Here is a 12,985-nt window from a genome sequence, read left to right on the forward strand (position 1 = left end):
CGTGTGAAGGTCCCTTTAAAACGTGCCGCTTACTGAGAGCGGCACGTTTTTTTTATGGGCACGGCTCCCCTTTGGCCGGTCGGCTGTTGCTCTGTTGGCGGGGAATCGGGCTGCGTCGTTTTAGCGACAGAATGACGCTTTTGGAATTTCCACGGTCGTTTCCAAGCGTCGCCCTGCCCAGCGTCGGCGCTATGCTCGCTTCATTCACCCATGTTGGAGCTTAGCCATGACCCCCTCTGAACTGCACGATGACGCCATCGTCATCGATGGATTGATCATCGCCAAATGGAACCGCGAACTGCTCGAAGACATGCGTCGCGGCGGTTTGACCGCTGCCAACTGCACCGTCTCGGTGTGGGAGGGGTTTCAGGCCACGGTCGACAACATCGTCAAATCCAATCAGCTGATGGCAGAGTGTAGCGACCTGGTGCGCCCGGTGCGCACCACCGCCGACATCACCCGCGCTAAGGAGGAGGGCAAGACCGGGATCATCTTCGGTTTCCAGAATGCCCATGCCTTCGAAGACCAGATCGGCTATGTCGAGATCTTCAAGCAGCTGGGCGTGGGCATCGTGCAGATGTGTTACAACACCCAGAATTTGGTCGGTACCGGTTGCTATGAGCGCGACGGTGGCCTGTCCGGTTTTGGCCGCGAGATCGTGGCCGAGATGAACCGTGTGGGCATGATGTGCGACCTTTCTCACGTCGGCGCCAAGACCTCCGAGGAAGTCATCCTCGAGTCCAAAAAGCCCGTCTGCTACTCCCACTGCCTGCCCTCGGGCTTGAAAGAGCATCCCCGCAACAAGTCCGACGCAGAGCTGAAGTTCATCGCCGATCACGGCGGTTTCGTCGGCGTCACCATGTTCACCCCGTTCCTCAAGAAAGGCGTCGACTCGACCATCGATGATTACTGCGAGGCCATCGAGTACATCATGAATATCGTCGGTGAAGACGCCATCGGCATTGGTACCGACTTCACCCAGGGACACGGTCAGGAGTTCTTCGAGTGGCTGACCCACGACAAGGGCTACGCACGCCGCCTGACGGACTTTGGCAAGATCATCAATCCCGAAGGAATCCGCACCGTGGGAGAGTTCCCCAATCTCACCGAGGCGCTGCTCAAGCGCGGCATGAGCGAAAAACAGGTGCGCAAGATCATGGGCGAGAACTGGGTGCGCGTGCTCAAGGACGTCTGGGGCGCCTGACGCCGAGCAGATGACTGCCTCCGAAGCGAGGGGCGCCGGGAGCATGCCGTAGAGGAGGTCCGACGCCAGGGATGGCGTCGGTAGCGTCCAGGGATGGATTCATAGCGCCTCCTCGTAGGCATGTTCCCGGGGTAGCCCCGTCGATAACCTGACATAACAAAGATTCGAGGAATATAACCGTGACCAAACTGGCCCCCGCACTGCCCATCGAAGTCGATAGCGAAACCGGCGTTTGGACGAGCGATGCCCTGCCGATGCTGTATGTGCCGCGTCACTTTTTCATCAACAACCACGTGGCCATCGAAGAGGCGCTGGGTGCCGAGAAGTACGCCGAGATTCTCTATCACGCTGGTTACAAGAGCGCCTGGCACTGGTGCGAAAAAGAGGCCGAATGCCATGGTATCGAGGGCGAGGCCGTCTTCGAGCACTACATGAATCGTCTCTCTCAGCGCGGTTGGGGGCTTTTCCTGACCGAGCAGATCGATCTCGACTCGGGTACCGCCCAGGTGCGTCTCGAGCATAGCGCGTTCGTTTACCAACTCGGCAAGACCGGTAAAAAAGAGGAGTACATGTTCACTGGCTGGTTTGCTGGTGCCATGGATCAAATCCTCGCCGCGCGGGGAAGCTCGCTGCGCACCGTGGCCGAGCAGACCCAAAGTGCTGCCGAAGAGGGCTGTGACGTTGGGCTCTTTACCGTCCAGCCGCTGAACGACGCCGCCCGATAGCCAGAGGTAGAGGAGAGACGCACATGGCATTCGACGCAATTTTTCAGCCGATCGAAATCGGCAAACTGACGATCCGTAACCGCGTGGTCAGCACCGCCCACGCCGAAGTGCACGCCACCGACGGCGGCATGACCACCGAGCGTTACGTCAAGTACTACGAGGAGAAGGCCAAAGGCGGCTGCGGTCTATGTATCTGCGGCGGCTCCTCGGTGGTCTCCATCGACAGTCCCCAGGGCTGGTGGAGCTCGGTGAACCTCTCCACCGACCGCATCATTCCGCACTTTCAGAACCTTGCCGATGCCGTGCACAAGCATGGCGGCAAGATCATGATCCAGATTACCCACATGGGCCGCCGCTCCCGCTGGGACGGTTTCGACTGGTCGACGCTGGTCTCACCCTCCGGTATCCGTGAGCCGGTGCACCGCTCTACTTGTAAAACCATCGAAGTCGAAGAGATCTGGCGCATCATCGGCGACTTCGCCCAGGCCGCGCGCCGAGCGAAAGAGGGCGGCCTCGACGGGGTCGAACTGTCGGCCGTGCACCAGCACCTGATCGACCAGTTCTGGAGTCCGAGAGTCAACAAGCGTACCGACGAGTGGGGCGGTAGCTTCGAAAACCGCATGCGCTTCGGTATGGAAGTGCTCAAGGCGGTACGCGCCGAAGTGGGTGACGACTTCTGCGTCGGCATGCGTATCTGCGGCGACGAGTTCCATCCCGACGGTCTTTCTCACGATGACATGAAGCAGATCGCCGCCTACTACGACGCCACCGGCCAAGTCGACTTCTTCGGCGTCATCGGTTCCGGCTGCGACACCCACAATACCCTGGCCAACGTCATTCCCAACATGTCCTACCCGCCGGAGCCTTTCCTCCACTTGGCGGCGGGCATCAAGGAAGTGGTCAGCGTGCCGGTGATCCATGCCCAGAACATCAAGGATCCCAACCAGGCGCAGCGTATCCTCGAAGGGGGCTATGTCGATCTGGTCGGCATGACGCGCGCCCACATCGCCGATCCCCACCTGATCGCCAAGATCAAAATGGGGCAGGTCGACCAGATCAAGCAGTGCGTCGGCGCCAACTACTGCATCGACCGCCAGTACCAAGGCCTGGACGTGCTGTGTATCCAGAACGCGGCGACCTCGCGGGAGTACATGGGACTGCCGCACATCATCGAGAAGAGCGAGGGCGCCAAGCGTAAGGTCGTCGTGATCGGTGGTGGCCCTGGCGGTATGGAAGCGGCGCGGGTGGCGGCGGAGCGCGGTCACGATGTCACGCTGTTCGAAGCGGCGGACGCCCTGGGTGGCCAGATCACCATTGCCGCCCAGGCGCCGCAGCGCGATCAGATTGCCGGTATCACCCGCTGGTATCAGCTCGAACTGGCGCGTCTCAAGGTCGATCTGCGCCTCGGTACCCGCGCCGACGAGGCAACGCTGCTCGATTTGCGCCCGGACATCGTCGTTTTGGCCACCGGCGGTCAGCCGTTCCTGAGCCAGCACCCCGAGTGGGGCTACTCGGACAATCCCGAGGAAAGCCTGGTGGTCAGTACCTGGGACATCCTTTCCGGTAAGGTCGAACCGGGCAAGAACGTGCTGATCTATGACGCCATCTGCGAATTCTCCGGCGTCTCGGCGGCCGACTATTTGGCCGACAAGGGCGCCAAGGTGGAGATCGTCACCGACGACATCAAGCCCGGCGCAGCGGTGGGCGGCACCACCTTCCCGACCTACTACCGCAGCCTCTACGAGAAGGAGGTGATCATGTCCTCCGACCTGATGCTGCATAAGGTCTACCGCGAGGGCGGCAGCCTGGTGGCGGTGCTCGAAAACGAGTACACCGGCGCCCTGGAAGAGCGCGTGGTGGATCAAGTGGTCGTCGAGAACGGCGTGCGCCCCGATGAGTCGCTCTACTACGCCCTCAAGGAGCAGTCTCGCAATAAAGGGCAGGTGGATCTTGAGGCGCTCTATGCGATTCAGCCTCAGCCCTGCCTGAGCGAAGAGGGGGATGGCTTCCTGCTGTTCCGCCTGGGCGACTGCACGGCACCGCGTAATACCCACGCGGCCATCTACGATGCCCTGCGAATCTGCAAGGATTTTTGACCCGAGCGAGAGCCGGGGCGCCGGTGGAAGACCGTAGCGAGGGTCTTTTGACAGGACCGTAAAACAGTTCCGTACGTTTACGGCATTTCCGCCATCCATGGCGGTCATATGTCGAAAGTAGCGCCCAGGGATGGGTTGACAGCGCCCTCGCCGAGGTCTGCCGCCGGAGCAGCCCCGCCGCGAAAGATGAGGTGAGTACCATGCTCGACACGCTCTTGCCGATACTGATTTTTAGCGCTTTGGCCCTGGCCGTCATCGGCGCCGTGCGCCGCGTGCGTCTCTGGCGCCAGGGACGCCCGGCGAAGGTCGATCTGCTCAAGGGTCTGATCGCAATGCCGCGCCGCTACTTGGTGGATCTGCACCATGTGGTGGGGCGTGACAAGATGATCTCCAACACCCACGTGGCCACCGCCGGTGGCTTCGTGGCCGCTGCCGTGCTAATGATCCTGGTGCACGGTCTTGGGGTCGCCAACCCCGTGCTGGGCGGATTACTGCTCCTGGCCAGCACCTCGATGTTCATCGGCAGCCTCTTCGTGGCGCGTCGGCGGCTCGATCCACCCACGCGGCTCTCCAAGGGGCCCTGGATGCGCCTGCCAAAAAGCCTCATGGCATTTTCGCTGGGCGTTTTCCTGATCACTCTGCCCACGGTGGCCCTACTGCCCGAAGGGCTGCTGGAAAGCAGTGGCGGCTGGCTGTTGGCGCTGGTGCTGGCGGGCGTCATCGCCTGGGGGCTGGGTGAGATGTTCTTCGGCATGACCTGGGGCGGGCCGATGAAGCACGCGTTTGCGGGAGCCTTGCACCTGGCTTTCCACCGCCGTGCCGAACGCTTCTCGACGCACAAGGGTGGCAACGGCCGCTCGACGGGCCTCAAAGCGCTGAATCTCGACGATGCCAAGGCGCCGCTGGGTGTGGAAAAGCCCGTCGACTTTACCTGGAATCAGCTGCTGGGCTTCGACGCCTGCGTCCAGTGCGGCCGCTGTGAAGCGGTATGTCCGGCGTTTGCCGCGGGCCAGCCGCTCAACCCCAAGAAATTGATTCAGGACATGGTGGTGGGCATGGCCGGGGGCAGCGACGCGGGCTATGTCGGTTCTCCCTACCCGGGAAAACCCGTGGGTGAACATGCGGGTGCGCCCCATTCGCCCATCGTGGCGCTGGAGGGCAAGGCGCTCGTCGATGCCGAGACCCTATGGTCCTGCACCACCTGTCGCGCCTGTGTCGAAGAGTGCCCGATGATGATCGAGCACGTCGATGCCATCGTCGATATGCGCCGCCACCTGACGCTGGAGCGGGGCAAGACGCCCAACAAAGGCGCCGAGGTGCTCGACAATCTGATTGCCACCGACAACCCCGGCGGTTTCGATCCAGGCTCGCGGCTGCACTGGGCGGCGGATCTCAACTTGCCGCTGATGGCCGATCTCAAGCAGGTCGACGTGCTGCTGTGGCTGGGGGATGGCGCCTTCGACATGCGCAATCAGCGTACCCTGCGTGCGCTGGTGAAAGTGCTGCGTGCCGCCGAGGTGGACTTCGCTGTACTGGGTGCTGAAGAGCGCGACAGCGGCGATGTAGCGCGTCGTCTGGGTGACGAGGCCACGTTCCAGTCACTCGCCAAGCGCAACATTGCCACGCTGTCCAAGTACCACTTCCTGCAGATCGTCACCTGCGACCCGCACAGCTTCCACGTGCTGGGCAACGAGTACGGTGAGCTGGGCGGCCACTATCATGTTCGCCACCACAGTACGTTCATTGCTGAGCTATATGAGGCCGGACGGTTGGCGTTCGCGCCCTGGAAGGGCGGCCGCGTCACTTATCACGACCCCTGCTACCTGGGGCGCTACAACGGTGAATACGACGCCCCGCGCAACGTGCTCAAGGCACTGGGTATCGAGCTCAAGGAGATGCAGCGCTCCGGCTTCCGCTCGCGCTGCTGCGGCGGCGGTGGCGGCGCGCCGATTACCGATATTTCCGGCAAGCAGCGTATTCCCGACATGCGCATGAACGACGTCAAAGAGAGCGGTGCCGAGCTGGTGGCGGTGGGCTGCCCGCAGTGTACCGCCATGTTGGAAGGCGTGGTGGATGCCACTGCCGAGGTGCGTGACATTGCCGAACTGGTGGCGGATGCGCTGGTCGAGCGCCCTACTGACCCTGCGCTCGAGGCGGCCCGTCGCTCTGCTACCACCACGCCCGCCGAGGAGGTGACCGTATGAGTGAGATCATTCGCCGCGACCCGCGTCGCGAATGGATTGCCCGCAACCGCTTGCACCCCGAGCACGCCAGCGTGGCGTCCGAAATGAATGGCTCTGCTGTCAGCGAGTGGCTGGGCCCCAACGGTGTGATGCGCAAGAACCCCCACGCCATCGGCTTCATCGGCCCCAATGGCGTGAAGCGTATCGACCGCAGCGGTCTCCAGCAGGGCGAGGCGTCCACGGCGGCCGCCGCGGCCAGCCGCGATAGCCGTCGCCCGGTGACCATCGAGCAACCGGCCTTCCTGGTTGCCGTGGTGCCCGATCTGACCGGCGGACGCCTATCCGGCCACGACAAAGATCTGTTGGGCCTGGCTCGGCGGTTGGCGGATGCCGACGCCGAGCGCCCTGGCGCGGTCGTGGCGGTGCTGTTTGGCGAGCACAAAGAGGAAGCGCTGGGTGAAGCCGGTATCGACCGGGTCGTGCATCTGGACGATGAGTACTACGCTGGGTTCGCGCCCGAAGCGCGCTTGGCGGCGCTAAACGCCGTCGAACGGGAGATGGCACCGCGCTTCTGGCTGCTGCCGGACTCGCCGCTGGGCGGTGCCGACCTGGGGCGGCGGCTGGCCGTGCGCCTGGGCGAGCGCGCCGCCACCGGCGTTTGGCAGGTCGAGACCGATCCAAACGCTTCGCTGGACTGGCGCTGTACCGCACGCGGTGCCGCCGACAGCCTGGACATTCAGCGTCCGCTACCCCGCGTCACGCTGGCACTGGCCGAATGCGCCGAGCCGGTGGACGAAACGCGCCACGCGGCGGAGCCGGTGAGCCTGGCGGCGTCGATTCCCACCACGCTGTCGCGGATCGAGGATCTGGGGCAGGTGGCCGTGGACCCGGCGGGCGTGGCGCTGGCCGAGGCGGAGTTCATTCTCTCCGGCGGCAACGGTGTCAAAGAGTGGGAGGCTTTCCACCACGCTGCCAAAGTGCTCGGTGCTACCGAAGGGGCGTCCCGGGTGGCGGTGGACGATGGCTTCATGGCCCGCGACCGTCAGGTAGGCGCGACCGGCACCTGGGTCACGGCCCGCGTGTACATGGCCGTCGGCATCTCAGGCGCGATCCAGCACCTGCAGGGCATTCAGCGCTGCGACAAGGTGGTGGCGGTCAACGTCGATCCTGGGTGCGACATGATCAAGCGGGCCGATCTGGCCGTCATTGGTGATAGTACGCAGATTCTGGCCGCCCTGGTGGCCATGGTCGAACGGCAGCGAGGAGGAGAGCGCGATGCGGCCTGATTCAACGCAGCAGAAGCAGCCATCCCAGCAGGGGGTGAGCATCGCGGTGCTGGTCTCCATTGGTCGCCACCCGACCACCGGTCGTCCGCGGCGTGCCGAGCAGGATGCCCGCGGGCTGGAGCTGGCGCTGGCCATGCAGAGCGAGGAGCCGGGCGCGCGGCTAAGCGTCTTGCATGCCGGTCCGAAGGACGATGAGAGCGACGCCGCGCTGCGCGGTTACTTGGGGATGGGGCTCGATGCCATGACTCTATTGGAGCAGCCCGAAGGCAGCGACGCGATTCCAGCGTTGGCCGAGCACCTGACGGCGGCGTCCCCCCAGCTCGTGATTACCGGCACCCGCGCGGAGCGCGGGGAGGGCTCTGGGCTGTTGCCCTACGCGCTGGCAGAACGCCTGGGATGGCCGCTGATCAACGGCTTGGCGGCCGTCGAAAGCGTGGAGAACGGCGTGCTGACCCTGCTGCAGGCGCTGCCGCGCGGGCAGCGTCGTCGCCTCAAGGTGCGCCTGCCGGCCATCATCAGCGTGGACGAGGCGGCGCCGGTGGCGCGTCAAAGTGCCTTTGGTCCGGCGCGGCGCGGGGAACTGGCCGTCGAGCCGACCCAGCCCGAAGCCGATACGGCACTGGCCGAGTGGCACCTGACCCCCGCCCGTAAACGGCCCAAGCGTTTGAAGATCGTCAAGGCGGCGTCGGCCAGGGATCGCTTCAAGGCGGCGGCCGCCAAGTCCGAGGGCAAGGGCGGCCAAGTGCTCACCGACGTGACGCCTGAGCAGGGCGCCGAGGCGATCTACAAGCTGCTCAAGGAGGAGGAGGTGCTACGCTGACGTCTATTCCTCTAGCGTTACCTACCAAGCCCGCACTCCCGCGGGCTTTTCATTGCGTGCGCATGTGGGGGCGTTGGCTACTTGGCGCAAAAGGCGGGAGATATCCGTAGCCGCTGGCGTTCGAGGCGAAGGCCTATCCAGGCGTGCAGCACTAGCACCAGGATCACCACGCCGCCACCGATCAGCGTCGAGACGCTGGGCGCTTCGCCCAGTAACCACCACACCCACGCCGTGCCCAGGGCGGTTTCGACCAGATAGAATAGCGCCACTTCGGTGGAGGGCAGGTAGCGAGTGGCGCTGTTGATCAGTACCGTCGCCAAGGGCATTTGCACTAGCCCCATCAAGGCCAGTACGCCGTAGCGCTGGGCATCGAGGGCCAGCGGCGTGGCCATGGAGAGTGCCACCGCGGCGGATAGCAGCCCACCACCGGCGACCACCGTCATGGTATCGACGGCTGGAAAACGGCGCAGCAGCGTCAGGTTGCCACCGATGGCGGCGGAGGCTGCCAGGGCGTACAGGTTACCCAGCAGCATTCCGTGGGCGCCGTGGCCCATGAAGACCAGACTCATGCCCAGCATGCAGGCCACGATGGCCGCCAGCGTGTGCCGGGCGACCCTCTCTCCCAGGAACATCCGTGAGAACACGGCGGCGAACAGCGGCGCGGTGCTGAGAATCACCACCACGTTGGCAACGCTCGCGTTCATCACCGCCAGCACGAACAGGCTGGAGATCAGGCCCAGCAGCACGGTCGAAGCCAGTGACGCAACGGGGTGCCGTCTCAAGGCCGTCAGCCGCTGGCCGACAGTGCATATGAGCCCCAGTACGCAGAACATCAACAGGCCGCGCCAGAAGATGACGGTCCAGCCGTCGGTGGCGGCGAGCCGGATCAGCAGACCGTCGAAACTGAGAAATACCACACCGAGTACCACGATGAGCAGGCCGCGTTGATAGGTGCTGAGCTGCATGATCTCATCTCCTTGTGAGTCATGAAGTGAAGCGCCCGCCGAGTAGGCGGGCGATGGACGACCTCAGGCCGATGAGGCGAGCGGCCTCATGGAGGTCGTCACTGGCTGGGGTGGCCCGCTATCGCCGGGCTCTTTGCGTGGCGGTCGCGCACCACCCAGGCGCCCACGGCACCCGCGATCAGCAGCATGCTGCCGCAGCCGATGGCCAGCAGATAACCGCCCTGAACCGCGCCGTTGGGGAGCGCAAAGCGTTCGGCGACCCCCGCCAGTATGGCGGCGTACTGCTGCCACAGAAACACGCCGATGGCCACGCCCGAGAGCATGGTGCATAGGGCGATCCAGCGGGTGCCGGATACCCAGCCGCTCATGGTGCTGGCATCGAATTCGTGCAGGAAGGCCCGATACGCCGACTCGGCCGGGCTCACCTGGGTCAAACGCGAGGCCAGTGCGATGGCCACCAGGGCCAAGAGCGTGCTGAGCAGCACCGGATGCAGGTAGACGGGCAGGCTAATCCATTCGGCCTGCACCATCAACGAGAGCGCGACATTACCGGCAAAGCCTACGACCAAGCCCCAGCTTGCGCCCGCCGCGGTGATGCGACGGCTCCAGATGCTCATCAGCGCCACCGGCCCCCAGGAGGAGGCAAACAGGGTCGCCGCGAACCACACCACCGACATGACGGCGGGGGGCTGAAACAGGGCCAGCAGCAGCGCGATCAACCCAGCCGCGAGCACCGCGATGCGGCTCTTGCGCATGGCCGTCCGCTCATCCGTCGAGGCGGGCAGAATGTCGTTGGAGAGGCTGAAGCCAATGATCGATAGAAAGGTCGAGCAGGAGGAGAGCCCTGCGGCGAATACTCCGGTCAGAATGACCACCCCCAGCCAGGTCGGCAGCACGTTGAGCGCCACCCAGACCATCGAACGCTCTGGATCGAGCGTCGCGTCGTAAAGGTTGATCGCGGCGCCGGTCATCATCATCAGCGCGTAGAACACGGCCAGCGCCACGGCGGTGAGCATGGCCGAGCGCATGACGACATGCTCGTTGCGGGCCATCAGATAGCGGCTGGACTGCCAGGGACTTGCCGCCAGCACTGCCGCCCATACGAGTCCCAGGGTGAGGCCCCAGACCAGCGCCTCGCCAGGAGAAGAGAAGCTGGCCTCCGGCCCGTCGACCACCCCATGCCAAAGCGCAATGCCCGGTTTGTCGGTCTGGATCAGCAGCCCCTCGACGACCCCGCTCCAGCCGCCTAGATCCTGGATGACATACAGCGACCCGCCCACGGCGGCCAGCGAGAAGATCACGAACATGATGGTATCGGTGAGCATCACCCCCGGCGAGCCGGAGTAGAGAATGAAACCGGTATAGGTCGCCCATACCAGCACCAGCCCCACCCAGTAGGGCATGCCAGTCAGTTCGGCGAACATGATGCCCGCGCCTTGCATCACGCCCAGCAGGTAAGCGCCAAGGCCGATGATCGTGGTGAGACCGGCGATGGCCTGTACCCGGCGCGAGGCAAATCGCTTGCCGAAGAACTCCGGCACGGTGCGCGCGCCGCTGCGGCGCAGGTAGCGGCCGAACACCAGCGCCCCCAGCAGGCAGCCCGAGGTGCTGACCGCCGCAAAGATCAGCATCACGAAGGGGTAACCTTGGTAAGCAAACCCCGTTTCGCCCAGAAAGGCGCTGGTGCTCAGGTAGCTGGCCACTAGGGTGCCGAGGATGAAGAAAGTAGGCGCATTGCGGCCAGCGACCAGATAGTCGTCCAGCCCCTTGACGCGACGTCCGGCCAGGTGGCCGATTACGAAATAGCCGACCAGGCTTAGCAGTATTGCGATGGTGTAGATCATGAGGGTCGCCATGAAGTCGTTGATGTTGTGTCGTTATAGTGCCGCGCGTGTTTTGGCGTCTCATAGCCACTAGCGTCCTATAGTGCCGAAATCACGACACGCTGTCCGCAAAACGAACGGGGCGCCATCTGCATGGCGCCCCGTCGTTGGCGGTGACTTGACCCGATCAGACGGCGGCGTTAGGCACCGCTTGCGTCTGTTTCCACTCTTTGTGAAGTCCTTTGTAGAGGCTGAAGCACATCAGCAGCAGCACGATGGTGAAGGGGAGCCCGGTGGCGACTGCACCCGCCTGCAGTGCCGTGAGGGCAGTACTTCCTCCACCATAGAGCAGGGCGCCTGCAATGACACCCTCCAGCGTGGCCCAAAAGACACGCTGGCTCCTGGGCGCGTCGGTCTTGCCGCCTGCTGTGATGTTGTCGATGACCAATGAGCCGGAGTCCGATGAGGTGATGAAGAACACCAGCACCAGCACGATGGCCATCGTCGAAGTGATACTGGTCAGGGGCAACTGCTCCAGCATATGGAACATGGCAAGCGAAACGTCACTGATCCCGTTGGCCAGCTCGCCGACCCCGTTGGTCGCTTGCGAGAGCGCCGTGCCGCCAAAGGTGCTCATCCAGACCAGCGTGACCAGCGTGGGCACTAACAGTACCGCAATCAAAAACTCACGAACTGTACGTCCCTTGGAGACGCGAGCGATGAACATGCCGACGAACGGTGACCAGGAGATCCACCACGCCCAGTAGAAGATGGTCCAGCCGTGGTACCAGGTGTCATCCTCGCGGCCGATCCAGTTCGACAGCGGCAGAAGATAGCTGGCGTAGTCCACTGCGGTGGTGCCGATACCCGTCAGGATCATCAGGGTCGGGCCCGCGACGACCACGAACAGCAGTAGCGCCGCCGCAATGACCATGTTGATGTTGGAAAACAGCTTGACGCCGCCATCGATGCCCCGCCATACCGAGATCAGCGCGATGACCGTGACCACGACGATGATCGCCAGCTGGGTGCCAATGGTATTGGGCACGTCGAACAGGTAAGCGAGGCCTCCTGCCGCCTGGGTCGCGCCAAACCCGAGCGAGGTCGCCAATCCGAAGATGGTGGCCAGTACGGCGAGAATGTCGATGACATGGCCAGCCCAGCCGCGGGTACGCTCGCCCAGAATGGGGTAAAAGGCGGAGCGCAGCGTCAGCGGCAGTCCTTTGTTATAGGCAAAAAACGCCAGCGAAAGCGCGACGACGGCATAGATGGCCCACGGATGTAGTCCCCAGTGGAACATGGTCGCGCCCATGGCGGCGCTGGCGCCCTCCGGCGTGCCCGCGGGCGCGTTAAGGGGGGTGCCGTACCAGTCGGTGTAATAGGCCACCGGTTCGGCGACGCTCCAGAACATCAGGCCGATCCCCATGCCCGCTGCGAACAACATGGCAAACCAGGAGGTGCGTGAGTACTCCGGTTTGGCATCTTTGCCGCCCAAGCGAATTCGGCCGAGGGGTAAGCAGATCAGTATCAGGCAGAAGACCACGAAAACGTTACCCGCCACCATGAAGAGCCAGTCGAAATGCTCGATCGACCAGTTCTTGGCGAGACCCAATTGTGCGTTCGCGGCGTCTGGATAGACCAGCGCATAGATAATGAAGAGCAGGATGGCGAGAGCGGAGAGTGGGAAGACGGGGTTATGGAAGTCCAACCCCAGTATCTGTGTGTTGTCCTGTCCAGGCGACAGAACGGGATCATCGTCGTTGTTCATCGCGTTTCCTTTTAGGTTGTTTTAGTACGTCAGGCAGGATGGGCACCGCCGACGTCAGAAATTGTTAAGCGTGTTCGCAGCGGGAAGTATCTCGAAAGCGACCTCTACCTATTCA

General features: G+C 63.5%; 9 protein-coding genes. 6 read left to right on the plus strand and 3 right to left on the minus strand.

Annotation, left to right across the window (positions count from 1 at the left end):
- The first annotated feature begins 226 nt into the window (after positions 1 to 226).
- From FHJ80_RS02760 to FHJ80_RS02785, 6 genes are all read left to right on the plus strand, one after another.
- Positions 227 to 1,204, plus strand: coding sequence for a dipeptidase (locus FHJ80_RS02760; RefSeq protein WP_139525507.1), 978 nt, complete (start codon positions 227 to 229; stop codon positions 1,202 to 1,204).
- A 179-nt stretch (positions 1,205 to 1,383) separates the two neighbouring features.
- Positions 1,384 to 1,929 carry a DUF5943 domain-containing protein gene (locus FHJ80_RS02765; RefSeq protein WP_139525508.1) on the plus strand — a complete coding sequence of 182 codons (546 nt, stop codon included), beginning with the start codon at positions 1,384 to 1,386 and terminating at the stop codon, positions 1,927 to 1,929.
- A 23-nt stretch (positions 1,930 to 1,952) separates the two neighbouring features.
- The gene (dgcA, locus tag FHJ80_RS02770; RefSeq protein WP_139525509.1) at positions 1,953 to 4,025 is read left to right on the plus strand and encodes a dimethylglycine demethylation protein DgcA; all 2,073 of its coding nucleotides are present in this window, start codon (positions 1,953 to 1,955) and stop codon (positions 4,023 to 4,025) included.
- A 200-nt stretch (positions 4,026 to 4,225) separates the two neighbouring features.
- Positions 4,226 to 6,229, plus strand: coding sequence for a (Fe-S)-binding protein (locus FHJ80_RS02775; RefSeq protein WP_139525510.1), 2,004 nt, complete (start codon positions 4,226 to 4,228; stop codon positions 6,227 to 6,229).
- A complete protein-coding gene (locus tag FHJ80_RS02780; protein WP_139525511.1) occupies positions 6,226 to 7,494 on the plus strand; it encodes an electron transfer flavoprotein subunit alpha/FixB family protein in 1,269 nt (422 codons plus the stop codon). Before FHJ80_RS02775 ends, FHJ80_RS02780 begins: the two co-directional genes overlap by 4 nt.
- Positions 7,484 to 8,314, plus strand: coding sequence for an electron transfer flavoprotein subunit beta (locus FHJ80_RS02785; RefSeq protein ID WP_139525512.1), 831 nt, complete (start codon positions 7,484 to 7,486; stop codon positions 8,312 to 8,314). The genes FHJ80_RS02780 and FHJ80_RS02785 overlap by 11 nt, the downstream gene beginning before the upstream one ends.
- A gap of 77 nt (positions 8,315 to 8,391) precedes the next feature.
- On the opposite strand, the gene FHJ80_RS02790 is transcribed toward FHJ80_RS02785, so the two are convergent.
- The 3 genes from FHJ80_RS02790 to FHJ80_RS02800 all read right to left on the minus strand — a co-directional run bounded on the left by FHJ80_RS02790 (position 8,392) and on the right by FHJ80_RS02800 (position 12,870).
- Positions 8,392 to 9,279 carry a DMT family transporter gene (locus FHJ80_RS02790; protein WP_139525513.1) on the minus strand — a complete coding sequence of 296 codons (888 nt, stop codon included), beginning with the start codon at positions 9,277 to 9,279 and terminating at the stop codon, positions 8,392 to 8,394.
- A 98-nt stretch (positions 9,280 to 9,377) separates the two neighbouring features.
- Complete coding sequence (locus FHJ80_RS02795; RefSeq protein ID WP_139525514.1) at positions 9,378 to 11,123, minus strand: sodium:solute symporter; 1,746 nt, start codon at positions 11,121 to 11,123, stop codon at positions 9,378 to 9,380.
- 166 nt (positions 11,124 to 11,289) lie between these two features.
- Positions 11,290 to 12,870 (minus strand): BCCT family transporter, encoded by a 1,581-nt coding sequence (locus tag FHJ80_RS02800; protein ID WP_139525515.1) that lies wholly within the window; start codon positions 12,868 to 12,870, stop codon positions 11,290 to 11,292.
- Positions 12,871 to 12,985 lie beyond the last annotated feature (115 nt).

Source organism: Halomonas sp. BL6 (assembly GCF_006228115.1).
In the GTDB taxonomy this organism is placed as follows: Bacteria; Pseudomonadota; Gammaproteobacteria; order Pseudomonadales; family Halomonadaceae; genus Vreelandella; species Vreelandella piezotolerans.